General features: G+C 45.1%; 22 protein-coding genes, 1 pseudogene and 2 riboswitches. Of the genes and pseudogenes, 21 read left to right on the top strand and 2 right to left on the bottom strand.

Annotation, left to right across the window (positions count from 1 at the left end; all coding sequences use genetic code 11):
• Positions 1 to 70 precede the first annotated feature (70 nt).
• The 13 genes and pseudogenes from M3M36_RS01050 to M3M36_RS00990 all read left to right on the top strand — a co-directional run bounded on the left by M3M36_RS01050 (position 71) and on the right by M3M36_RS00990 (position 13,110).
• Positions 71 to 583 (top strand): LysM peptidoglycan-binding domain-containing protein, encoded by a 513-nt coding sequence (locus M3M36_RS01050; RefSeq protein ID WP_252774024.1) that lies wholly within the window; start codon positions 71 to 73, stop codon positions 581 to 583.
• 18 nt (positions 584 to 601) lie between these two features.
• Entirely contained in the window at positions 602 to 1,279 is a 678-nt protein-coding gene (cmk, locus tag M3M36_RS01045) for a (d)CMP kinase (protein ID WP_252774023.1), read from the top strand.
• A gap of 191 nt (positions 1,280 to 1,470) precedes the next feature.
• Positions 1,471 to 2,661 (top strand): 30S ribosomal protein S1, encoded by a 1,191-nt coding sequence (gene rpsA / locus M3M36_RS01040; protein ID WP_047974523.1) that lies wholly within the window; start codon positions 1,471 to 1,473, stop codon positions 2,659 to 2,661.
• Between the two features lie 58 nt (positions 2,662 to 2,719).
• Positions 2,720 to 4,030: a ribosome biogenesis GTPase Der gene (gene der / locus M3M36_RS01035; RefSeq protein WP_252774022.1), complete on the top strand. Its 1,311-nt coding sequence runs from the start codon at positions 2,720 to 2,722 to the stop codon at positions 4,028 to 4,030.
• 215 nt (positions 4,031 to 4,245) lie between these two features.
• Complete coding sequence (locus M3M36_RS01030; protein WP_047974521.1) at positions 4,246 to 4,521, top strand: HU family DNA-binding protein; 276 nt, start codon at positions 4,246 to 4,248, stop codon at positions 4,519 to 4,521.
• Positions 4,522 to 4,869: 348 nt separating this feature from the next.
• A pseudogene (locus M3M36_RS01025) lies at positions 4,870 to 5,899 on the top strand (alcohol dehydrogenase catalytic domain-containing protein).
• A gap of 73 nt (positions 5,900 to 5,972) precedes the next feature.
• The gene (locus tag M3M36_RS01020) at positions 5,973 to 6,809 is read left to right on the top strand and encodes an alpha/beta hydrolase (RefSeq protein ID WP_252774021.1); all 837 of its coding nucleotides are present in this window, start codon (positions 5,973 to 5,975) and stop codon (positions 6,807 to 6,809) included.
• A gap of 150 nt (positions 6,810 to 6,959) precedes the next feature.
• Positions 6,960 to 8,270, top strand: coding sequence for an MFS transporter (locus tag M3M36_RS01015; RefSeq protein WP_252774020.1), 1,311 nt, complete (start codon positions 6,960 to 6,962; stop codon positions 8,268 to 8,270).
• On the top strand, positions 8,260 to 8,637 hold the full coding sequence (locus M3M36_RS01010; protein WP_252774019.1) for a MerR family transcriptional regulator: 378 nt from the start codon (positions 8,260 to 8,262) through the stop codon (positions 8,635 to 8,637). The genes M3M36_RS01015 and M3M36_RS01010 overlap by 11 nt, the downstream gene beginning before the upstream one ends.
• 203 nt (positions 8,638 to 8,840) lie before the next feature.
• Complete coding sequence (locus tag M3M36_RS01005; protein ID WP_252774018.1) at positions 8,841 to 10,181, top strand: FAD-dependent oxidoreductase; 1,341 nt, start codon at positions 8,841 to 8,843, stop codon at positions 10,179 to 10,181.
• A gap of 112 nt (positions 10,182 to 10,293) precedes the next feature.
• Positions 10,294 to 10,384, top strand: a riboswitch (TPP riboswitch).
• Positions 10,385 to 10,465: 81 nt separating this feature from the next.
• Positions 10,466 to 11,023 (top strand): ECF transporter S component, encoded by a 558-nt coding sequence (locus M3M36_RS01000; protein WP_252774017.1) that lies wholly within the window; start codon positions 10,466 to 10,468, stop codon positions 11,021 to 11,023.
• Positions 11,024 to 11,035: 12 nt separating this feature from the next.
• Complete coding sequence (locus M3M36_RS00995; RefSeq protein ID WP_252774016.1) at positions 11,036 to 12,445, top strand: ATP-binding cassette domain-containing protein; 1,410 nt, start codon at positions 11,036 to 11,038, stop codon at positions 12,443 to 12,445.
• A complete protein-coding gene (locus M3M36_RS00990) occupies positions 12,442 to 13,110 on the top strand; it encodes an energy-coupling factor transporter transmembrane component T family protein (RefSeq protein ID WP_252774015.1) in 669 nt (222 codons plus the stop codon). Before M3M36_RS00995 ends, M3M36_RS00990 begins: the two co-directional genes overlap by 4 nt.
• 66 nt (positions 13,111 to 13,176) lie before the next feature.
• Here M3M36_RS00990 and M3M36_RS00985 read toward each other — a convergent pair whose 3' ends face one another.
• Positions 13,177 to 14,049: a LysR family transcriptional regulator gene (locus M3M36_RS00985; RefSeq protein ID WP_252774014.1), complete on the bottom strand. Its 873-nt coding sequence runs from the start codon at positions 14,047 to 14,049 to the stop codon at positions 13,177 to 13,179.
• A gap of 108 nt (positions 14,050 to 14,157) precedes the next feature.
• Between M3M36_RS00985 and M3M36_RS00980 the strand changes: the two genes are divergently transcribed.
• The 4 genes from M3M36_RS00980 to M3M36_RS00965 all read left to right on the top strand — a co-directional run bounded on the left by M3M36_RS00980 (position 14,158) and on the right by M3M36_RS00965 (position 18,535).
• Positions 14,158 to 15,492 carry an amino acid permease gene (locus M3M36_RS00980; protein ID WP_252774013.1) on the top strand — a complete coding sequence of 445 codons (1,335 nt, stop codon included), beginning with the start codon at positions 14,158 to 14,160 and terminating at the stop codon, positions 15,490 to 15,492.
• A gap of 148 nt (positions 15,493 to 15,640) precedes the next feature.
• Entirely contained in the window at positions 15,641 to 16,402 is a 762-nt protein-coding gene (locus M3M36_RS00975) for a pyrroline-5-carboxylate reductase family protein (protein ID WP_252774012.1), read from the top strand.
• A gap of 92 nt (positions 16,403 to 16,494) precedes the next feature.
• Positions 16,495 to 16,965, top strand: a complete 471-nt coding sequence (locus tag M3M36_RS00970; protein ID WP_252774011.1) for a PH domain-containing protein — start codon at positions 16,495 to 16,497, stop codon at positions 16,963 to 16,965.
• Complete coding sequence (locus tag M3M36_RS00965; RefSeq protein WP_252774010.1) at positions 16,955 to 18,535, top strand: PH domain-containing protein; 1,581 nt, start codon at positions 16,955 to 16,957, stop codon at positions 18,533 to 18,535. Before M3M36_RS00970 ends, M3M36_RS00965 begins: the two co-directional genes overlap by 11 nt.
• Positions 18,536 to 18,717: 182 nt before the next feature.
• Here M3M36_RS00965 and M3M36_RS00960 read toward each other — a convergent pair whose 3' ends face one another.
• Positions 18,718 to 19,176 carry a MarR family winged helix-turn-helix transcriptional regulator gene (locus M3M36_RS00960; protein WP_252774009.1) on the bottom strand — a complete coding sequence of 153 codons (459 nt, stop codon included), beginning with the start codon at positions 19,174 to 19,176 and terminating at the stop codon, positions 18,718 to 18,720.
• A 132-nt stretch (positions 19,177 to 19,308) separates the two neighbouring features.
• A riboswitch (TPP riboswitch) is annotated at positions 19,309 to 19,397 on the top strand.
• A gap of 140 nt (positions 19,398 to 19,537) precedes the next feature.
• Here M3M36_RS00960 and M3M36_RS00955 point away from each other — a divergent pair.
• The 4 genes from M3M36_RS00955 to thiM are packed head-to-tail and all read left to right on the top strand — an operon-like array spanning position 19,538 to position 22,454.
• Positions 19,538 to 20,197: a thiaminase II/PqqC family protein gene (locus M3M36_RS00955; RefSeq protein WP_252774008.1), complete on the top strand. Its 660-nt coding sequence runs from the start codon at positions 19,538 to 19,540 to the stop codon at positions 20,195 to 20,197.
• Positions 20,190 to 21,029 carry a bifunctional hydroxymethylpyrimidine kinase/phosphomethylpyrimidine kinase gene (gene thiD / locus M3M36_RS00950; protein ID WP_252774007.1) on the top strand — a complete coding sequence of 280 codons (840 nt, stop codon included), beginning with the start codon at positions 20,190 to 20,192 and terminating at the stop codon, positions 21,027 to 21,029. The genes M3M36_RS00955 and thiD overlap by 8 nt, the downstream gene beginning before the upstream one ends.
• Positions 21,019 to 21,666, top strand: a complete 648-nt coding sequence (gene thiE, locus M3M36_RS00945; RefSeq protein ID WP_252774006.1) for a thiamine phosphate synthase — start codon at positions 21,019 to 21,021, stop codon at positions 21,664 to 21,666. The genes thiD and thiE overlap by 11 nt, the downstream gene beginning before the upstream one ends.
• On the top strand, positions 21,663 to 22,454 hold the full coding sequence (thiM, locus tag M3M36_RS00940) for a hydroxyethylthiazole kinase (RefSeq protein WP_252774005.1): 792 nt from the start codon (positions 21,663 to 21,665) through the stop codon (positions 22,452 to 22,454). Before thiE ends, thiM begins: the two co-directional genes overlap by 4 nt.
• Positions 22,455 to 22,473 lie beyond the last annotated feature (19 nt).

The following is a 22,473-nucleotide window of genomic DNA, read 5'->3' as shown; positions in this document are numbered from 1 at the left end:
AGGTTATCATTTTCAAATACCCTTCCGTGTTAGACTTGATTTAAGAACGAACTGATAGGAGGTCTTGAAAATGAATGACCAAACAGCACCAACATTATCACGCCGGCAACGTTTTAATCGTCAGCATGAAAATCAGGAGCAGCCTAAAAAAGAACCACGACCAAAAAGTCATGGCGGTCTCGTCGTGCTTTTGGTTTTGCTGTCGCTAGTCTTATTAGCCTCAGCACCAGTTTATGGATTGATGAAAAACTCACCAAAAACGGTGAAGACGACGTCTTCTGCTAGTTCTCAGTCATCTGATGCAACAAGCAGTGCCCAGTCTTCAACTAGTCAATCTGCTACTTCGTCTAGCCAAGCTGATTCGGCTGCACAATCAAGTCAAAGTCAGGCCAACCAGGCGAGTGACGACCAAGCAGCCGCTTCGGCCGCCACTGCAAACACGGCTACGTTGAATGCTAACCAAACGCTTTATAACTTTGCGGTGACTCACGGGACAACAACTGACCAGATTTATGCTTTGAATCCTGGTGTTACTGCACAAAACTATTCAAGGTTTGCAGGGCAAGCTTTGAAAATTAAGTAAGAGGAAATTTTAATCCCTATGACTCAAACTGCTCATTTTCAAGTTGCAATTGACGGTCCTGCATCGGCTGGAAAGTCCACGATTGCTAAGATTTTAGCGACTGATTTAAAGTATGTTTACGTCGATACCGGCGCGATGTATCGGGCCATTACTTTGGCGGCTAAACAGGCGGGACTTGCATATGAAGATGAGGCGGGGATTGTTGCCTTGTTACCGAAGCTTGAGATTGCCTTTTTACCAGGTGAACCAGTGCAACATGTTTTGTTGAACGGACAGGAAGTGACTGAAGAAATTCGTTCAACTGAGATTACGAACAATGTTTCCTTGGTTTCTTCCTATCAAGCGGTTCGAGCTGATTTGGTTGATCGCCAACGCGCCTTGACAGCTAAGCAACCGGTTATCATGGATGGCCGTGACATTGGCACAACAGTCTTGCCAGATGCTCAGGTGAAAATTTTCTTAATTGCCTCAGTTGATGAACGTGCTGAGCGTCGTTTTAGGGAAAATCAGGCCAAAGGCATGAATCCTGACTTGGAAATCCTAAAAAAAGAAATTGAAGAGCGGGATTATAAAGATTCTCATCGCGCCATTTCACCACTAACAAAGGCTGAAGATGCCTTAACGGTCGACACTACCGGTCAAAGCATTGACCAAGTCGTTGCCACTATCAAGCAAATTATCAAAGATCACCAGTAAGGTGGTCTTTTTATTTTAGAAAAATCTGTTAAAATAGAAAGTAATAGGGAAAGCAGTTCGTGTTTATGCGAAACATTTTTTGACGGAGTGTTTGGTCTAGTCCTAATTTTTTTAAAATTGGACTAGGAAAATCGGCTACTCTCTGATAGAATACCCTTATAAGTGCAAATTGTAGGAGGACGTTTGACGTCATGAGTGATACTAACAGCGAATTATTAGCAGCTCTGGAAAGTGCTGACCAAATTAAGGTAGGGGACGTCGTAACTGGCGAAGTGCTAGCAATCGATAACGATAACCAAGCAGTTATCGGTCTTCACACCGGAGAAGAAGGAGTTGTGCCAGCGCGTGAGTACTCTGACGATCGTAGCGTCAACTTGGCCGACGATTTGAAGGTCGGTGATACTATCGAAACTGTTGTTGTTTCGAACGTAACCAGTGACAAGGAAGGCGTTGCCTACTTGTTGTCAAAGAAGCGTTTGGAAGCCCGCAAGGCTTGGGAGTCATTGTCATTTAACGAAGGTGATGTTGTTGATGCTAAGGTTATCAATGCCGTTCGTGGTGGTTTGATTGTTGATGTTGCTGGTATCCGTGGTTTCGTACCTGCATCAATGGTTGCAGAACGTTTTGTTTCAGACTTGAACCAATTCAAGGGACAAGACATCAAGGCGGAAGTAATCGAAATCGACCCAGCCAAGGCTCGTTTGATTTTGTCACGTAAGGCTGTTGCAGCCCAAGAACGTGCCGAAAAGTTGGCTGAAGCATTCAGTCGTTTGACTGTTGGCGAAGTTGTTGAAGGAACTGTTGCTCGTTTGACTGACTTCGGTGCTTTCGTTGACTTAGGCGGCGTGGACGGATTGGTTCACGTTTCTGAAATTTCACATGACCGTGTTAAGAACCCATCAGACGTTTTGTCAAAGGGTGAAAAGGTTAATGTTAAGATTTTGGCCTTGGATACTGATCGTGGACGTATCTCACTTTCAATCAAGGCAACCCAGCCAGGTCCTTGGGATGAAGTTGCAGAAAAAGCCCCAGCCGGTACTGTTCTTGAAGGAACAGTTAAGCGTGTGAAGGACTTTGGCGCATTCGTTGAAATCTTCCCTGGTATCGAAGGATTGGTTCACGTTTCACAAATTTCACACAAGCGTGTTGAGAACCCAGCCGACGTTTTGAAGTCAGGTGACAAGGTGAAGGTTCAAGTGTTGGATGTTAAGCCAGCCGAAGAACGTATTTCATTGTCAATGAAGGCTTTGGAAGAAAAGCCAGCCAACCAACGTGAAGACCGCGATGACAACCGTGGCGCTTCACGAGCTGACATGGCAGCCTTCCAACAAGACGATGAAGGTGCCGCTACTTTAGGCGACATCTTTGGCGACAAGTTGTAAGATTTAAAAATAAAAAGGCTGGTTATCCAGTCTTTTTTTATTGGAAAGGAGCGGGAATATGGCAGCACCGATTGTAGCTGTAGTGGGTCGTCCAAATGTTGGCAAATCCACGCTATTTAACCGCATTGTGGGCGATCGAATCGCCATTGTAGAGGATATGCCAGGCGTTACTCGCGACCGATTGTATGCACGGGCGGAGTGGCTTAACTTTGATTTTAGGCTGATTGATACCGGTGGGTTGGAAATGGGAAATGCGCCATTTTTGACGGAAATTCGCGCCCAGGTTGAATTAGCTATTGATGAAGCCGATGTGATTTTGATGGTTGTTTCTGGCCGAGAAGGTCTCACAGCCGATGACCAGGCCGTGGCTAATTTGCTTTATGGTGCCGATAAGCCGGTTGTTTTGGCGGTTAACAAGGTTGATAATCCTGAAATGCGGTCAGATATTTATGACTTCTATTCATTAGGAATGGGTGACCCTTATCCCGTTTCTGGCTCACACGGCATTGGTTTGGGTGACGTTTTAGACGAAATCGTTAAGCATTTCCCAGACGAGGCCGCCGAACAAGACGATGATGCTGTCCGGTTCTCAATTATTGGTCGACCAAATGTTGGAAAATCATCAATCGTGAACGCCATCTTGGGCGAAGATCGCATGATTGTCTCCAACATCGAAGGAACGACCCGTGATGCCATTGATACACGTTTTATTACCCCTGATGGTGATGAGTTTGTGATGGTCGATACGGCTGGAATTCGCAAGCGTGGCAAGGTTTACGAAAATACGGAACGTTACTCGGTGATGCGGGCAATGAAGGCCATTGATGAATCGCAAGTGGTCTTGATGGTCTTGGATGCTAAAACTGGTATCCGTGAGCAAGATAAGCACGTTGCCGGCTATGCCCATGAGGCTGGGAAAGCTTTGGTAATTGTGGTTAACAAGTGGGATGCCATCGAAAAAGATACGCATACCATGACGGATTTTGAAAACTTGATTCGCGATGAGTTTAAGTTCTTGGACTATGCGCCAATTGTTTTTGTCTCAGCAAAGACTGGACAGCGCTTAGATCGTTTACCCGATTTGATTTTGGCCGTGAATGACAATCACCAAAAGCGTGTTTCATCATCAACATTGAATGATGTTTTGATGGATGCTTTGGCAACTAATCCGGCACCATCTGATAATGGTCGTCGCTTGCGTGTTTATTATGCTACTCAAGTGGCCATCGAACCACCAACGATTGTCGTCTTTGTCAACGACGTTGAACTGATGCATTTTTCATACCAGCGTTTCCTAGAAAACCAAATTCGCGCAGCTTGTGATTTCTCTGGAACGCCGATTAAGCTAATTATTCGACAACGGAAGTGACGTTTTATCGTCGAATGTTTCAATAGCCCTGAAATTCACTTGTAAATGTGCGGAAAACCGCAATTATGGCATGAAATTGGGCTTTAGGCCTACACATTTTAATTTACATGTGCTATCCTATCTTTATGGATGTTGCCACGGTAGCGTTCCCAAACTGCTAATGGTTGTTACACTGGCAGTTATTCTAAATTAATTATTTCGCGAGGAGAAAAGGAATGGCAAACAAGCAAGAATTAATCGATTCAGTCGCAATGAAGACTGGTTTAACAAAGAAGGACGCAGACAAGGCAGTTGCCGCTGTTTTGTCCTCAATTGAGGACGCTTTGAAGAAGGGCGAAAAGGTTCAATTGATTGGTTTTGGTAACTTTGAAGTTCGTGAACGCGCAGCTCGTAAGGGTCGCAACCCACAAACTAAGGAAGAAATCCAAATTCCTGCATCAAAGGTTCCTGCGTTCAAGCCTGGTAAGGCATTGAAGGACGCCGTTAAGTAAGCGAATCTTTTATTTTAAGCACACTCAACTGAGTGTGCTTTTTTGTTTGCACTTGATGGTGGAGTCTGACAGGAAGACAGCTTATTTAATTAAAAAAATCAAAATTTGAATCGGTTGCTATCGATGATGAACAATTTTACTTTTATAGCGATAAAACAAAGACAGTCTTGACTTAGAGTGAACTCCATGTCATAAGATAGTCTTATCAGTGACGGATAAATTCATTGAGGATGATAAACAATGATGACAGGCAACTATGACTGTGATACAACAAATTTATCCATACCATGTCTGATTTTACTTTTAAAACAGACAAGTTCATAATTAGTAAAAACGAGTATTAAGACGATGAAAGCAGCTATTTTTGTAAAACCAGGGCAAATTGAGATGCAAGAGGTTGATAAGCCAACAATTCAGGGACCGCGGGATGCTGTGATCAAGACGGTTCGGGCATCGGTTTGTGGTTCTGATCTTTGGTTCTACCGAGGAATTTCAAAGCGTACCAGTGGTACTCAGGTCGGTCATGAAGCCATCGGCATTGTTGAAGAGGTTGGTAGCGCAGTTACTAACGTGCAACCAGGCGATTTCGTTATTGCACCCTTTACTCATGGTTGTGGCCACTGCCAAGCTTGTTTAGCAGGTTTTGATGGTGACTGCCTCGATCCTGATAAGGGGGCTCAACCGGTTATCAGGCTGAATATATCGGCTTTAAAAATGCTGATTGGGCACTGGTTAAGGTTCCAGGCCAACCGACAGACTACAGTGCTGATCAATTGAAATCTTTGATGACCTTGTCGGATGTGATGACGACCGGTTATCATGCAGCCGCTACCGCCGAAGTCAAAGAAGGTGACACAGTTGTTGTCATGGGCGATGGGGCTGTGGGTCTTTTTGGAGGATTGCAGCCAAGCTCCGCTGTGCCAAGCGAATCATTTTGATGTTGCGTCATCAAGACCGGCAAGAACTGGGCAAAGCCTTTGGTGCTACCGATATTGTGGCCAAGCGTGACCAGGCTGGCATTGACCAGGTGATGGCACTCACGGGCGCCGGTGCGGATGCTATTCTTGAATGCGTTGGTTCAAAGCAGGCTGTGGCAACGGCTGTTCAACTTGGCCGTCCAGGGGCCGTTGTTGGTCGTGTAGGGATTCCTCAAGACCCAATGATGAACACCAACAATTTGTTCTGGAAAAATATTGGTTTGCGTGGAGGTATCGCTGCGGTGACCACGTATGACCGCGAGTTTTTATTGCAGGCGGTTCTTGATCAAGAAATTAATCCGGGCCAGGTCTTTACCAAGGAATTTGCTCTGAAGGATATTCAGCAGGCCTATGAGGCGATGGATCAGCGCGAGGCGATTAAGTCTCTTCTTGTTTTTTAGGTTTTTAATTATCTGCATAAAACCTTAGCCAATTCATTGGTTATAAAGGAGTATGATGAAAAAGAATAAAAAAATGATAGCGATTGCAGGCGTAGCAACCGCCATACTGGCCGTGCTGGCAGTCGGACTGACTGTTTGGCTGACTCGGCCAACCATGCGTTCTTCTAATACAAAGCCAACCGAAGCAACCGTCTTCTTTCATGGCTATGGCTCTTCTCGAAATGCCGAACAAACGATGAGTCGGTACTTAATTCAGCAAAAGTATTCGAATCGGAAGATTAATGCGACAGTTAGCAAAAACGGTCAGGTCAGCTTTAGTGGTACCGTGAAGAAGGGCGACCAAAATCCATTAATTCTGGTGCAGTTTAACGACAACCGGAATACTAACTTTGACAAGACTAATCAGTGGGTCACGAAGATTATGGCGGACTTGCATAATCAAGGGATTCAATCGGTTAATTTGATTGGGCATTCGATGGGAAACCTCGCCATTGCCTTTTATTTGAAAAATCACGTGCAACAAAGTGAACAGTTACCGGTTGTGAAGCGCCAAATTGCAATTGCTGGTCCCTTTAACTTCTTGCAGGATAGTCCAATACCAAAGTCGAATTTGAATTTAGCAGATCCTAGCAGCCACTCTGAGACTGATTTTAAAAAGGCGGCCTTAGCTGGTTTGGAGCAATATTACGAAAATAATCAGACCAAAGTGCTGAATATTTACGGTAATAGCATGGGCAAAAAGGAATCGGACGCAACCGTCACTAACAATGCGTCGAAGTCATTGAAATACTTTGTCCGTCAACCAAGCACCTATCAGGAAAAGTTATTTACTGGTAAGGATGCGCAACATTCAAAGCTGCATGAAAATCAGGATGTTAACAAGGTCCTCAAGCAGTTCTTGATGGCATAACCAATAGTCAATCTTAAAAACAGTCTTGGCAAAAGGCTGTTTTTTGCTTGTTTTTTTCTTGACTTGAAGTTCACTCCAAGGTGTTTAATGGTTATTGATCACAACACACAATGCTTGGTTTTGAAAGAAACCTAACTGAAGGAGATAAGAATGACAAAACAACGATTTGGGATGGTCTTGCCGATCACCTTACTCGCTTACTTTTTAATTTTGATGGATAATTCCATTGTTTTTACCAGTTCAACTGAGATTGGTCAAAGCCTAGACCTTTCACCTAATGCTTTATCGTGGGTTTCCAATGCCTATACACTGACTTTCGGTGGCTTTTTACTATTGTCGAGCCGGATCTCGGATTTGCTTGGACGTAAACGGATTTTTTTAATTGGTATCACCATTTTTGGATTGAGTTCTTTGCTGATTGGCTTGTCGGATAATGCCGCCTTCGTGATTGGACTACGGGCCGTCCAGGGACTGGGTTCTTCGATTATTGCGCCGACCACCTTGGCTTTGATGATGGATAATTACCAAGGACAAATGCGTGAACGAGCGATTGCTTACTATGGTGTTACAGCTGGGATTGGTGCCAGTCTTGGACTTTTAATTGGCGGTGGCCTCACCACTTTATTTTCTTGGGAAGCCGGTTTTTTGATTAACGTGCCGTTGACTTTATTATTGTTTGGGTTAACGGTACACTTTGTCCCGAATAAGGCGGGATTAAAGATAAAAATTGACTATATTGGTGCAATTCTGTCCGTCAGCGGATTAGCGGCTTTGATTGATGGTTTAACGAGTAACCAGTGGCTAATGATTTTATTGGGCATCATTGTTTTAGCTTGCTTTATTGGCTTTGAAAGTCGGCAAAAGCAACCAATGATGCCTTTAACACTATTTCACAATCGAATTCGTGCGGGGGCCTACTTGGCACGCATGCTCTTTATGATGGCCATGCTGCCATACTGGTTCTTTTTGCCCCCGGTTTGGCAAACCAGTTATCATTTTACGGCATTACAATCCGGGCTGGCCTTTCTCCCCTTAACATTCGTTCAGTTTGTGGTATCGTTGTCCTTGGGGAAGCTGACTGATCGTTTTGGCAATCAGTTAATCCTACTAGTCGGCGAGGGATTACTGTTCCTCGGTCTGCTGTTTACAGCCTTGTCAGCGGTTTCTTTGGGCTATTGGTTGGCTTTTGCCTTGCCAATGGTGGTGATTGGTATTGGGCAGGGCTTGGTCCTTGTGCCAGTGACATCGGCCGGCCTGCATCAAGCACCTGACGAACTGGCTGGTATTGCCTCAGGGTTGACGAACACTGCTCACCAAATTGGTGGCCCAATCGGCCTTTCTTTGATTGTGGCGACGGCGGAGAGCTACCATGGTCAAGTTGCGACAATGGCTTTCTTTACGGGAATTGCTTTTGTAGTTGTGGCCGCTTTTGTTGTGCGAAAGGTACAAAATGAATATTAAAGAAGCTGCGAAGGTGACTGGATTATCAAATGATACGATTCGCTATTACGAACGAATTGGGGTCATTATGCCAGTCCCGCGCAAGGAAAATCAGTTGCGTGATTTCACCGAGCGTAACATTAATCAATTGAAATTTGCTAAAACGATGCGCCACGCTGGTGTTTCCATTGAACGATTGCGTGAATATATTGGTATGGTTCTGGAGGATGATGACCAAACAATTCCGACGCGTAAAGCACTATTGCTAGAACAGGCAGAAGAGATGCAGGACCGCATTAATGAAATCCAGGCTGCTCATGATCATTTACTATATAAAATTGATCATTACGAAAGCCACATGCGCCAAGCGGAAAATCGTTTAGAGTAAGGCACTGAAATCGTTTTACGATTGGGAAATGTCTAATTTGTTGAGCCAAACTGAATTTTTAATCGATTAGAACGACTCTATTTGTCTCTTTGCTTTATTTGATACTTTCTTGAAAACTATTGGGTAGATGATTGACAGAGCGTTGTTTTATTGGTAAAATTTAATTACAATTTTCACATAGCTATATATTAGGAGGCACTTTAATGAAAGTTGCAGTTATTGGTTCAACGCACGCCGGCGTGTTTGCCGCTAAGCAGATTAAGGCAGACCACCCAGACGCTGAGATTCACGTGTTTGAAAAGAATCAAACAGTTTCTTTTTTGTCATGTGGAATCGCTCTTTGGATTGGCGACAATGTTTCATCAACTGACAAGATGTTTTATGAAACACCAAATTCAATGGCTAAGCAGGGTATTTCAATGCATATGCAAACGCTTGTTGAAGCTGCTAACTTAAAAGCAAAGACTTTGAACATCAAAGACTTGGTTTCTGGTGCTCAGTCAGAAGAAACTTTCGATAAGATTGTGATTACCACTGGTTCACGCGCAATTAAGCCTCGCATCCCTGGTATCGATTCTGACAAGGTCTTTGACTCAAAGACTTGGGACAATGCCAATGCCTTGAAGGAAGTAACTGAAAATGTTAAGCGGATTATCGTTATTGGTGCTGGTTATATCGGTGCTGAGTTGGCAGAACAATTGTCAGTCAATGATAAGGAAGTGACTTTGATTGACGGTTTGGACCGGGTATTGGCCAACAATACGGCCCCTGAATTTTCATCTGTTTTCCAAAAGGCCTATGAAGACCATGGTGTTAAGTTAGCCCTTGGTCAAATGGTTTCAGGATTTGAAGACACAGCTGATGGTATCAAGGTGACAACTGACAAGGGCACTTATGAAGCTGATATTGCCATCTTGGGGATTGGTTTCTTGCCAAATACTGCTCTGTTCCGTGACCAAGTAGACATGTTGCCAAACGGCGCTATCAAGGTAAACAAGTTCATGGAAACTTCTGCGAAGGATGTCTTTGCTGCTGGTGATTCAGCCACTGTCTTCTACAACCCCACCCAAAAGGATGATTACATTCCATTGGCAACTAATGCTGTTCGTCAAGGAATTTTGGTTGGTAAGAACATTGTCGAACCATCGTTGGCATATCAAGGCACACAAGCAACATCAGCCGTTGAATTGTACGAGTTAGCTTACGCTGCAACCGGTTTGACTGTTCAATCAGCAGCTCGGAAGGGTGTTGAAGCGGATTCTGTGACAATTTCAGAAGATTACCGTCCTGATTTCATGTTGTCAACGACGCCAGTTAAGGCCTCATTGACTTGGGAAAAGGGGACTCGCCGGATTGTTGGTGCTGCTTTCTTGTCAAAACATGACATTTCACAAGCTGCCAACGTGGTTTCATTGGCGATTGAAAACGGCATGACAATTGATCAATTGTCAATGACTGACTTCTTCTTCCAACCAAACTTCGGTCAACCAGTCAACTATGTTTCATCAGTTGCCATGGCTGCCGTTTTGAAGGCAAACAAGTAACAAGTAAAAAATTAGCTTGATTAAGCACCTAGGTGGAGTCTGGGTGCTTTTCTTTGAAAACACTTGCATAAAAATTCAAGACAGTGTAAGCTAGTGAAGTAGTAAATTTGAATATAGCGATCTGGGGTACCATTTTGGTTGAGAATTAAACCCATTGAACCTGTTAGGCTAAGACCGACGAAGGAAGATCCACACAAGTTTTTTTAAGACCACCCGTGTTGGACTCTGCCCAGGCGGGTGTTTTTTGATGCCTTTTTGTTCGCCCGGACGTAAAGGAGAGAATAATGAAACAAAAGTGGACGCTACAAAACGTGATTTTGCTGGCCTTGATCGGGATTATTTTTTCGGTCATTTATTGGATTATGGATCCGGTTTACCAGATTGTTAACAGTGGCTTGGCCGTGATTGGGTTGCAAGCCTTTACGAATGAAATCACCCTTGGTGTATGGATGATGGCCGGACCATTGGCTTCGTACATCTTAAAGAAGGTCGGTGCCGGCTTTATTGGCGAAATGCTTGGAGCAGCCGGTGAGATGTTCTTGGGTGGTTCTTACGGTGTCGGTACGCTTTTGTCTGGCTTTATTCAAGGAATTGGTTCTGAACTTGGTTTTGCTTTGACTGGTTATAAGAACTGGTTTGCTGGTCTTTGGTTGTCAACCTTGACTGGAACAGTCGTGACCTTTGCTTGGGACCTCTTTAAATCAGGTTATATTCACTACAAGCTAGGTTTGTTAGTTGCTTTGTTCATTGTTCGTTACCTATCAATTTTCTTTTTCTCAGGTGTCTTGGTACACTTGATTGCCAAGTTGTTAGATCGATCAAAGTTGTTGTCCCACGAATAAGGAGGACAAAAAATGGCAATAACTGCCAGAAACCTTACGTTGGCTTATCGTGACCAAGTCATCATTGATAATCTAAATTTATCTCTTGAAAAAAAGACCCTGACCCTCTTAATGGGGCCTTCCGGATCGGGAAAATCCACCCTGTTAAAGGCCTTGGCGGGTCTTTACCCACAATATGGTGGCCAAGTTACTGGCGAAATCGAAATTGATCAAAGGGTGATGACCACACTGAAAGCAAATGAAATAGCCAAGCGAGTGGCTTTGCTTTTTCAAAACCCTGATGACCAGTTTGCCATGCCAACGGTGCGGGAGGAATTTATTTTTGCACTGGAGAATCTCGAATTGGACAAGGAAGAAATTGACCAAAAGACGACTTGGGCATTGGAAAAGGTTGGTCTGACTGATTTTATCGATCGATCCTTTGTGACCCTATCTGGTGGGGAAATGCAAAAGGTTGCCTTGGCAGAAGTGTTGGCCCTGGGGGCCGACTATCTGTTGCTCGATGAACCCTTTGCTGCTGTTGATAGTCAGTCACGAGAAGATCTCCAGGTTTTACTAAAACAGCTTAGCCAAGAGGGCTATGGCGTTCTCGTTTCCGACCATGATCCAGCTGGTTACTTCGATAAAATCAGCCAGTTTTATCAGCTCAAAGAGAAGTCTTTGGTGTTGGTGCCTGCAAATGACTGGCACCACTATGATTACCAAAAGCAAACGGTGGTTTTAAAACCGGTTGTAGAAAGTGACCAGGTCGAAAAGGCTGCTTATCGCTTTGATAATCTACGAATACAAAACGGTGAACAGCTGGTCTTAGACCAGGATATCCTGCAAATCTTTGAACAGGGTATCACCTTGGTGACCGGTCCAAATGGAGTCGGGAAGTCTTCTGTTTTGAAGACGCTGGCTCGACTACACCGTTATGAGGGTTCTTTGACTTACCAGGAGCAAGAAGTCCGCGAGTGGAAACCGCGTTTTTACTTTGGCCAGGTCGGTTTGTTATTTCAGTCAGCCTCTGACCAGTTCTTAAACATCACGGTTCAAGAAGAACTTGACCAGGTGATGGAAAAAAGTCACCATGCTGATTTCTGGAAGAAGGAGGTCTTGGAACAGTGGCTGTCCGACCTAAACTTAACAGGCTTGAGTGACCGGTCGGTCTACACGCTTTCGGGTGGCCAGCAGAAGAAACTTCAGCTGCTGTTGATGCTAATTATGGCCCCACCAGTACTGCTGTTAGATGAACCACTAGCAGGCTTGGATGAGCAGTCGGTGGCAGTTGTTTTAAATCTGATTCAGACTTGTCAACAGGGGCTTGAACTGACCATTCTAGTTGTTTCTCACCAAACAAGAGACCTGGTCAACATTGTTGATCGTCACTTGCGCTATGATCAAACGGCCATGGCCTATCAAGAGGAGGTGCTCGTATGATGAACGCCACACAACGGCTGATTTTGGCTTTGGCGATTTCTTTGGAAATCTCTTTGACCCAATCAGTGACTCTAAACGTTGTTCTCTTTTCAGTTGCCTTTTTGCTATTATTAATTCGGCGCCAGCCCTTAAAGAAAATCGGGCTCTATGTGGCGATTGCCATCATTCCAGTTTTGGGTTCCTTTTGGTCCTTTTATCTTTATGGTCAAGGAACAGCAGCGCAAAACCTCCATTTTGGTTTAGTGATGGGCAGCCGAGTCCTCGTCTTTATCTTTATTGGGGCCTGGTTAACGATGGGCATGACCCCTTACGTCTTGTTAGCTTCTTTACGTCAGAATCTGAAGATGTCTGCGACCTTTACTTACGGCATTTTGGGGGCACTTAACTTTATGCCCCGCTTTAAGCAGGCCTTTTCTTCGATTCAAGCGGCGGGGATGATGCGTGGTGAAGTATTACGTTGGTGGCAGCCAACGCTTTATTTTAAGGCTTTGGTTCATGCCATTAAGTGGTCGAAGAACCTGGCTATGGCCATGACCTCACATGGTTTTCAAGAGGGGGCCAAGCGCTCAGCCTACCGGGATTATCCGATGGCCAAATCAGGCTGGGGGTTAATCGTTTTGATTTTGTTTGCATTGCAGGGAATCTTGTCTTTTTCTCACTACTAAGTAAAGCAGTAATCAGCTGACATATAAAAACGGCAAATTCGTCAAGAAAACGAATTTGCCGTTTTTTTAGCCTCTTTTTAAGTAAGACAGGATTTCTTTTTGCATGGCTTTCACAAAGGGGTCCTTCGTCGAGGAGGGATTAATTACTAGGCCAAGGTGACGGTAATAAGGTTTTTTAAAGGGATAAGCTTCGATTTCGCCTGAGAGCCTTGACAGGGCCAAGTCAGGTAGGATTCCCCAACCCAAACCGGCCTCAACCATGGCCAAAATCGACTGGTCATCAATCGAATAGTTGATGGCCTGAGGCTTAACCTGAAGTTCATCGAGGGCCGCCTTAGTATCGGAATCATAATCGGACCGTTGCAAGATAAAGTGCCGGTCTTCTAAGTCATCCTGGCTAATCGAAACGCCATTTTTGGGTGTGAAATCAGCCGGGGTAATGCACTTGATTTCATCATTGATCAGGGGCAGGGCATCCAGCCGACTAATCGTTGGCAGGGCCGAGAAGCCAAGATCAATCTTTCCTAGTGATAAGGCCTGTTCGATTTCGGCGAAGGAGCCTTGAATCAGCGTGATCTCAACTTGTGGGTACTTTTTAGAAAAGCGCCGGATGATGGTTGGAAGCCAGGCAATGCAAACTGATGAAATGGCGCCAATTCTGATTTGTCCACCTTGCAGTCCTTGAATCTTTGCAGCGGCTGAAAGAAGTTGCCGTTCCTCATTGAGCAGGCGTTCGACCATTGGTAAGAGGATTTGGCCGTTGCGGGTGACTTGCATCTCCGATCGGTTGCGAATTAGGAGGGGGATTCCTAGTTGTGCTTCGAGGTGCGAAATGGCGTGAGAAACAGCTGAAGGCGTAATGCTTAACTCGTCGGCAGCCTTCCGAAAGGAACCGCGTTCAGCGACTGTGGCAAAAATTTGGTAAGTAAAAGTTTTCATGATTTTTTCCTGATGAATGTTTTTAATTTTAAATTGAAAAAGTTTAGTTTTACTTGTTATAGCACCAAGTATAGACTATTAAGGTAAGATTGCAAAGGAGTATTATTCATGAATAATGAAACGGGCTTCGCCCGCACACTGTCTCACCGTCATGTGGCCATGATTGCCTTGGGCGGGACGATTGGGACCGGCCTCTTCTTAGGAGCCGGTTCCTCAATTCATCGGGCTGGGCCAGCGATTTTATTGGTTTATATCATTACGGGCCTGTTTGTTTTCGCAATGATGCGTGCTTTGGGCGAATTGTTAGTATCAGATGATTCAAAATCAGTTTTCATCGATTTTATGACCCAATACTTGGGAAAACGAGCTGGTTTTGTTTTGGGCTGGACTTACTGGATTGGCTGGGTCGTGATTGCCATGACCGAACTGACAGCGATTGGGACGTACATGCACTATTGGTTTCCGGATTGGCCTGTTTGGCCATGGGAATTAGCCTTTCTAATCGTGTTGTACTTTGTTAATACGATTGCGGTGAAGATATTCGGGGAAACCGAATTCTGGTTTGCCATGATTAAGATTGTTGCCATTGTTGCCATGATTATCACCGGACTGATTTTGGCTTTTGGCCATGTGAAAACGTCCATGGGCGTGACTCAGTTTTCGACATTGTGGTCGCATGGCTTGGTTGCCAACCATGGTCAGGGCCTATTATCGACTTTCCAGATGGCCTTCTTCGCCTTTTTGGGGGTTGAATTCGTCGGGATTACTGCCGCCGAAACGAAAGATCCGCTGGAAACGATTCCGCGATCTGTTAATTCGATTGTGATTCGAATTCTGATTTTTTATATCGGGGCCTTATCAGCCATCATGATTATTCAACCTTGGACCAACTACCAGGCTGGTGAATCACCATTCGTCCAGGTCTTTTCTGGTATTGGGATACAATCGGCAGCGGCCGTGATTAACTTCGTTGTTTTGACGGCAGCGGCTTCTGCTATTAACTCGGCCTTCTTCACAACCGGACGAATGTTGTATTCGTTGGTTGGTGAAAAATCACGCTTTAAGAAGTTAAATAAGAATGCCATCCCCCAATCCGCCATTAATCTGTCAACGTTGATTGTCGGTCTGGCCGTGGTGGTCAATTACCTGTTCCCAACCAAGGCCTTTACCCTCATTTCATCAATGGCTTCAGCCGCCTTTTTACTGATTTATATGGCCTTGATGGTCACACACTTGCGCTTTCGCAAGGTGACTAAGGGGCAGAAGAGCCATAGCTTTCAATTACCACTGGCACCCTTTAGTAATTACTTGACAATTGCTTTTTTAGCCTTAATCTTTGTTATCCTCTTGGTCACACCGGCGACGACGGTTACGACTTTGTTAGCCGCACTGTGGATGGTGATCTTAACCGTTATTGCCTTTTTTAAGTTGAAGAAAAATTAAGCTGAACCAACCAAAGCAACAGCTGCCTCATCCTTTTATGAACAGGGATGGGGTCTTTTTTGATTGGCTTAGAACTGACTGATTTATCAAAAGACAAGCTTAGAACTGTGATAAAATGGGAACAAGCGTGATTAAAGGAGTAGGATGTATGAAAATTGCAGTTGTCGGCCTTGGACACATGGGAACAGCCCTTGTTCAAGGACTAAAATTAGGTGGACACACGGTTTTGGGGTACTCATCAAATGCCAAAAAGGCAGAAGTCTTGCAAATTTCAGCAGTGACCAGTTATGAAGACCTGGTCAAGGAAGACTTTGATGTGTTGATGTTAACAGTACCGGCTAAGCTTGTAACAACAGTGTTGGCAAAAATCGTTGCCACCGGTCTTTCTGAAAAGGTGATTGTCCTTTCAGCTGCTGCCAGCGTGCAAAATACTGATTTACGGCTGGCAGCACCAAAGAATCCGGTGACGACCTTTATTCCAAATATTCCAGTTGCAGTTCAGGCTGGCACGATTGCTTTGGCCGCTAACGAATCGATTACGGAGCAAAATGCTCAGGTGGTTCATGATCTTTTGGGGTCACTGGGGGATGTCTTAGTTGTTAAGGAAGACCAATTAGCCATTGCCGGAACGATCGGTGGTTGCTCACCAGCCTTTATTGATGTCTTGATGGATGCCATGGAAGATGCTGCAGTGGCCAAGGGGATGGACCGAAAGCAAGCGGGAAAGTTGGTTGCTTCAGTAGTGGCTGGAACGGCGCAATTGGCGCAACAATCCGATTTGTCTGCCGGTGACTTGAAGGGACAGATTACATCGCCTGGTGGGACAACGATTCAGGGCGTCTTAGCCTTAGATCAGCACGGTTTCCGTAGAGCGGTCCATGCTGCCATTTTGGCAGCTGCCGGTAATTAAAAGCTCAGATTTTTTAATGAGTCAACGATAACTTGGGACCAAGAAGTAAAACTACTTCTTAGCCCCATTTTTTATGATTGAGGGAGAGAAAGATGCAAGCACTACCAGCAACAATTAAAAAAGTCTGGTACATCATGGAAGTCATTGGGGCAATTGTTATTTTAGCCGTTTACTTCGCTGGGAACTGGGCAGTACAACATTTTTTGAAGTTTTATTTACCTTTGTGGGCAATCTGGGGGCTCTTTTTGGTCATTGTGCTCTGGTTTCTCCTTGGCCTTTTATTGGTCCGTTATCGCTATGCTTTTTACCACTTTATGGTCAACGAAACGGATGTTGAAATTCAAAAAGGCTTCTTTTTCCGAACGCATACTGCCATTCCAATTGCACGGGTGCAAAACGTCGATTTGGACCAAGGCCCAATTTTGCGGTTGTTTAAACTACAACAGGTGCACATTTTAACGGGTGGGTCTGGTCATGAAATTGAGGCTTTAACGGAGGATGACGCTGAACAATTTAAGGACAAGGTCATGACGCTGGCTAGGGAGGCTCGTCATGAAGGCTAAGCACTTACATCCCCTTACTTTTATTTTCGATTTTTACGAACAACTAAAAAGCGTGGTGGCTTTAGGGTTGGCTGTTTTATTCTTTTTCCACTTTACTTGGTGGGAATGGGTCTTGCTTTTCTTGGCTCTGTTGCTTTGGTCGCTTTTAAGCTTCTGGATGAAGACCTATGAACTCACGGAAAGTGAACTGATTTATCGGTCAGGCATATTGGAACGGCAAGTTCGCCACTTGCCTTACCATAAAATTCAAAATATCCATCGAAAGCAATGGTTTTTCCTCCAACCATTTCATTTGGAGGACATTGCTGTTGATTCCGGGGGGAAGGGGGCCAAGAACAATCAGATTTCTCTCTTGGTTGTCCCAACCTGGGTGGCACTGGTTCTTGAACAAAAGCGCCAGGATGAAACGGCTAAACTGGCTATTTTGATTGAAGGCGCCAAAATTCAGGCACAAAAGGAAGAACCAGCGACACAGGAGCAAGTTGAGCAAGTGACCGATTCAGACCGCCAAGGGCAAGCATTTGCTTCTGCGCATAATCAAAAAACCGCTGATGGAAAGGACATCCTGCGACCAAATGGTTCTAACAGACTGGCTACCGATTCCTTTCGGGCTTCCATTCTTTCTTTGATTGTCTATGCGGTGACGACGCCGGAGGTCATCTTTCAATTCTTTATATTTCTGGGTGGCTTCATTCACTTAGACCAGCAAGGGATAGTCAGTCATTGGATTGAGCAGGAGTTGACCAATCACGTTTTGGGCCTGGGCGCTTTAGTGATTGCCTTGCTGGTGGTGGCGTTTGTTTTCATCGTGGTTGCTTTTAATGTTCTGCGAACGGTGATCTTGTACTTTGGCTTTGAAGTGCACCATGACGCAGGTCAGTTGACGATTGCTCGGGGACTTTTTGAACGACAAACGATGCATTTGTCAATTAACCGGATGCAAACGGTTGAAGTCCGCCAAAATGTTTTCAGGCAGTTGTTGGGCTTGGTAACCGTCAAGACACGGATAATTACTGACGAAAATGGTGAAGACAAGGTATCTAAAAACGTGCCAACCTTGATTCCGATGGTGAAATCAGGGGCTGTTGACCAATATTTGTCGCGATGGCTGCCTGATTTTCCCAGTCGGCCAATCAAAAAGACTGATAGCTCAACCTACCAAATTTTGACAATGATTCGTAACGGCCTTTTTTGGACGTTGCCGATCGCCACCGTCCTGATCTATGCTTTCAGACGCTGGCCAGTAGTTGCCTTGCTGGTCTTGATTGTGTTGGCTTTCGTAGTTGGTACCGGCTGGTATAAGGGGCAGGCGACAACCGCCCAAGTGGTTAACCGACAGGTCCTTGTTTTAAAAACGGCGAAGAATTACGAAACAATCACGACCTATATCGCCTGGGATAAGATTCAGTCGTTGTCGATTAAGCAAAGTTGGTGGCTAGCTCATCAAAACCGGCGAGCCCACCTTGCCGTGGTAGTTCGCACTGATGCTAATACAAAGGTCTTGACTGCCCGCTACTTGCCAATGAAAGAGGTGCAGTCCATTTTTGATTGGTACCAATCACTTAGCTAACAGTGTCTTAGTTGCCAAAATTAGTGAATAAAAAGTTGCTCAATTGTCAGGTTTGCTTGTAGGTGCTTGAAACACGATTAAATGATAAAATTGTGCTGATTTTTGGTCAAAAGAAAAAGAGTCGAGAATACAATCCTGTATTTTCGGCTCTTTTCAATTGGTGCGGGTGTACTTTGCTAATTTTAGTAGTGATGTGTTTTGACTACCGCCTGCGCTTGATCAACACTTGCTGGCAAAAAGGTGTCAAATTGACTCCAGAAGTCTTGGTCAAATTGATTGACGATGTCTAAGGCCTGTTGTAATTTTTTTTCACCAGCCTGGGTTAATGATAGGGCTTTTGAACGTGGATTTTTTTTACCAGGATAGCGGTCTAAAAGATCTTCACGGCTGAGCTTAGTAATGATGGCTGAAGCGGTCATGGCATCGACGTCTGCTGCCTTAGCCACCATGATTTGAGTAACTTCGGTATGTTGGATACTGAGACCATGGACAGTAGCGAGAATTTGAAATTGGGGGTGGGTCAAGTCAAGTTCTCGTAGACGGTATTTCATTTGCCGGAACCAGTCAGTATATAAGTTGAAGAATTTCTGATTGGTTGAATCCATGTAGCGAGAAAGTGCAGTAGTTTTGACAGGGCTCATGGGGACCTCCTTATTGTTAGCATCAATATTATAAGTATACTTATAATATAACTGATTTTACAGCAGGTGGCAAGTGTTCACAATCAACTTTTTCACACGGATTTTAATTTCCGTGCTATACTGCCTTTGTGATAAATAAAGTTGGGGTGCCCTGAGCTGAGATTATACCCATTGAACCTGATGCCGCTAGCACGGTCGCAGGAAACTTCGAAAACGGATTTAAATCCTCATGATGTTGCCTTTTTTGGTCATCGTTAGTAGGCATAAGTCCTCAGCTCAGGCTGGGGGCTTTTTATTTTGTCTAAATGGCAACGACCGACACCACCGTCTGCCAAAATAAAGTGATGATTGAGGAGAAAAAATGACGAAGACGCTGCCGTTTTCTAACCGCTTGATGCAAGTGATGGAAGAACACAAGGCTAATTTTTATGCCAATCCCTTTATCCAAGCAATGATTGCTGGTGAAGTTAATTCTGAGGCACTGCTCTACTACGTGCAACAAGATTATCGTTACCTGGGTCACTATTTGCCACTGTATGAACAGGTTTGCCAGACACTAACCGGTCAAACAATTGATGCTGAAGTGGCTGATGACGATCGTGAAGGTGCTGCCCATAAGATTTTGTTGGACTTGGCTCAAACCGACGACAAGAGTATCCAAGCAGGCAGGTACCCAAATTTAACGGTTACGGACCAGTATGTTAACCATATGGCTAAAGCAGTTGAAAAGGATCCATTTATCGGCTTGGTTGCCCTAACTGCCTGCCCCTATGACTATGCTTATTTGGCTGATTTGTTGATTCGTGATGGGCTAATCAAGCCAGATAACCCATTTATACCATGGGTTGGCTATTACCGTGGGCTTAATAAGGGTTTGACGCGACCATCTTGTCACTGGTCAATCAGACGGCCGAACATGTCAGTCCCGAAGTGCAAGAGGAGGCTTTGGCTGCTTTTATCCAATCAACAAAGTATGAAAATCAATTCTTCTTACAGGGAATGGAGGCAACAAGATGATTGATGCAAACCAATATCCGACAGGATTGACCATTGCTGGGTCCGATTCTGGGGGTGGTGCCGGCATGCAGGCCGATATCAAGACCATGCAGGCTTGCAAGACTTATTCCGCGGTCGTGGTGGCCGGGTTAACAGCGCAAAATACACTGGGGGTCCAGGGGGCTTATCCAACTGATTTGGCCGTAATTGACCAGCAATTTGCCTCGGTGATGGCTGACTTTGACGTCCGCGCAGCGAAAACTGGAGCGCTCTTTGATGAAGCTCGCGTTCTGCAGGTGGCTAAAAACATTCGTCACTACCAACAAAAGAATTTGGTGGTTGATCCGGTGATGGTTGCCAAGGGTGGGGCCAGCTTGCTCGACTCAGCTGGGATAGCGGCCTTGAAAAACCACTTGCTGCCATTAGCTACGCTGTTGACACCAAATCTCCCCGAAGCCGAACTCTTAGCCGATATGAAAATCAGTACTCGTGATGACATGGTCACGGCTGGTCAAAAGATACAAGCATTGGGCGTTCCAAATGTTATCGTTAAGGGTGGCCACGGTGAAGGTGCCGTCATTTATGATTATGTTTTATTGGAAAACGAAGTCGGTTTTTGGCTAGAAGGACAAAAGGTTGAAACGTCAAGCAAACACGGGACAGGGGATACCCTCTCAGCTGCAATTACGTCCTTTTTGGCTCAAGGTGATTCTTTGCGCAAGGCCATCGAAAAGGGCCACCGCTATATGAACGCCATTATTGGTCAGCCGTTAGTTATTGGTCACGGCCATGGTCCTTTGAACCATGGGCAGTGGTCGGATCCAGCAGATGAAGGAGGAAAAGATTATGAATTTTGATCCGACGTCATTAATGGTTTATCTTGTTGTTGGTAGCCAAAACGTCAACGATGATCCCAATGAAGTGATTCGCGTGGTTCAAGCGGCCTGTGACGCCGGCGTCACTTCTGTTCAGTACCGAGAAAAGGACCACTCGAAGTTGAACCAAGCCGAAAAAGTGGCATTGGGACAGAAAATCAGAAGTATTACGAAAGCAGCCAATGTTCCTTTGTATGTCGATGACGACCTGCCATTGGCACTGGCCATCCAGGCGGATGGTCTGCATGTTGGTCAGGGCGATACCCCAGTGCAAGAAATTCATCAGGTAGCTCCTGGTTTACTACTTGGGTTATCCGTCCATGACTTAAAAGAGCTGGCTGCCAGTGAAGCTGATTTGGCAGTCGTTGATTACTTGGGTGTTGGCCCCGCCTTTGCAACGACAAGTAAGGAAGAAGTGAAGGAGGCCATTGGTCCAAAAGGTGTCTTTTCGGTTGCGTCAAAAAGTTCGTTACCGGTTGTGGCCATTGGTGGTATTCAAGAAGACAACTGTCAGGAATTGGCGGAGTTGCCGATTGCCGGTGTTGCCGTGATTTCGGCCATTACTGCTAGTGATGATATTCAACGCAGTGTTCAAAAATTACGAGGAGTGACAAAATGAGCCAAACAATTTTAACTGCTGTTCGCACTAACCAACCCATCGTCTTGAACGTGGCCAATAGCGTTACCCCCCAATTGGTGGCCAATGCCATTGCCTATATTGGAGCTTCACCAATTATGCTGGAAGATCCGCTGGATGCTGCTGATTTGACAAAAATTGCCAATGCCGTGACCTTGAATTTGGGTTCAACTTCCGCCAATTCACAAAAAGTGATGATTAATAGCGGGCAGACAGCGAACGCGTTAGGCCTCCCTGTTGTTTTTGATCCGGTTGCCGTTGGTGCGACGCCACTACGATCCAAGCGTGCCAAGGAACTTTTGAAAACAGTTAAAGTGAGCATCGTACGTGGTAATCTTGGTGAGGTCGCAACCTTGGCTGAAGTGAAATGGGAAAGTCATGGCATTGATGCCGGCCGAGGTACGGCTGACCCAATTGAAATTGCCTTGAAGGCGGCCCAAAAACTGGATGCTGTTGTGGTCGCCACTGGGGTTCATGACTTAGTTTCAGACGGCCAGACCGTTTACCAGATTGATAACTCGGCAAGCCAATTGGCAACCAATGTTGGCATGGGGGACGCGCTTGATGGTTTGCTGGGCGCCTTTGCTAGTCAAAGCATGGCGTTGGATGATTTAGCCTATGCGACGGCGGCGCTGCCCGTTGCTGGTGAATTGGCGTTGGCAGAAGGTGTCGCTGGTCCTGCTGATTTCTTGAACAAGATGCTCGACCAGTTGGGCAACTTGACGGATGAAAAGCTCCAAGGGCAAATTCACCTGCACCAAGTCCAGTGATGATTTTGGCTGTGATTGC

The sequence above is a fragment of the Fructobacillus americanaquae genome, from assembly GCF_024029775.1.
GTDB classification, from domain to species: domain Bacteria; phylum Bacillota; class Bacilli; order Lactobacillales; family Lactobacillaceae; genus Fructobacillus; species Fructobacillus americanaquae.
Note: the sequence above shows the minus strand (reverse complement) of the source record. Positions and strands in the feature narration are given on the sequence as shown.

Bases quoted from the DNA above. Each gene is read 5' to 3' on its own strand.
- M3M36_RS01050 (WP_252774024.1), top strand. From the start codon at position 71: ATGAATGACCAAACAGCACCAACATTATCACGCCGGCAACGTTTTAAT.
- cmk (WP_252774023.1), top strand. From the start codon at position 602: ATGACTCAAACTGCTCATTTTCAAGTTGCAATTGACGGTCCTGCATCG.
- rpsA (WP_047974523.1), top strand. From the start codon at position 1,471: ATGAGTGATACTAACAGCGAATTATTAGCAGCTCTGGAAAGTGCTGAC.
- der (WP_252774022.1), top strand. From the start codon at position 2,720: ATGGCAGCACCGATTGTAGCTGTAGTGGGTCGTCCAAATGTTGGCAAA.
- M3M36_RS01030 (WP_047974521.1), top strand. From the start codon at position 4,246: ATGGCAAACAAGCAAGAATTAATCGATTCAGTCGCAATGAAGACTGGT.
- M3M36_RS01020 (WP_252774021.1), top strand. From the start codon at position 5,973: ATGATAGCGATTGCAGGCGTAGCAACCGCCATACTGGCCGTGCTGGCA.
- M3M36_RS01015 (WP_252774020.1), top strand. From the start codon at position 6,960: ATGACAAAACAACGATTTGGGATGGTCTTGCCGATCACCTTACTCGCT.
- M3M36_RS01010 (WP_252774019.1), top strand. From the start codon at position 8,260: ATGAATATTAAAGAAGCTGCGAAGGTGACTGGATTATCAAATGATACG.
- M3M36_RS01005 (WP_252774018.1), top strand. From the start codon at position 8,841: ATGAAAGTTGCAGTTATTGGTTCAACGCACGCCGGCGTGTTTGCCGCT.
- M3M36_RS01000 (WP_252774017.1), top strand. From the start codon at position 10,466: ATGAAACAAAAGTGGACGCTACAAAACGTGATTTTGCTGGCCTTGATC.
- M3M36_RS00995 (WP_252774016.1), top strand. From the start codon at position 11,036: ATGGCAATAACTGCCAGAAACCTTACGTTGGCTTATCGTGACCAAGTC.
- M3M36_RS00990 (WP_252774015.1), top strand. From the start codon at position 12,442: ATGATGAACGCCACACAACGGCTGATTTTGGCTTTGGCGATTTCTTTG.
- M3M36_RS00985 (WP_252774014.1), bottom strand. From the start codon at position 14,049: ATGAAAACTTTTACTTACCAAATTTTTGCCACAGTCGCTGAACGCGGT.
- M3M36_RS00980 (WP_252774013.1), top strand. From the start codon at position 14,158: ATGAATAATGAAACGGGCTTCGCCCGCACACTGTCTCACCGTCATGTG.
- M3M36_RS00975 (WP_252774012.1), top strand. From the start codon at position 15,641: ATGAAAATTGCAGTTGTCGGCCTTGGACACATGGGAACAGCCCTTGTT.
- M3M36_RS00970 (WP_252774011.1), top strand. From the start codon at position 16,495: ATGCAAGCACTACCAGCAACAATTAAAAAAGTCTGGTACATCATGGAA.
- M3M36_RS00965 (WP_252774010.1), top strand. From the start codon at position 16,955: ATGAAGGCTAAGCACTTACATCCCCTTACTTTTATTTTCGATTTTTAC.
- M3M36_RS00960 (WP_252774009.1), bottom strand. From the start codon at position 19,176: ATGAGCCCTGTCAAAACTACTGCACTTTCTCGCTACATGGATTCAACC.
- M3M36_RS00955 (WP_252774008.1), top strand. From the start codon at position 19,538: ATGACGAAGACGCTGCCGTTTTCTAACCGCTTGATGCAAGTGATGGAA.
- thiD (WP_252774007.1), top strand. From the start codon at position 20,190: ATGATTGATGCAAACCAATATCCGACAGGATTGACCATTGCTGGGTCC.
- thiE (WP_252774006.1), top strand. From the start codon at position 21,019: ATGAATTTTGATCCGACGTCATTAATGGTTTATCTTGTTGTTGGTAGC.
- thiM (WP_252774005.1), top strand. From the start codon at position 21,663: ATGAGCCAAACAATTTTAACTGCTGTTCGCACTAACCAACCCATCGTC.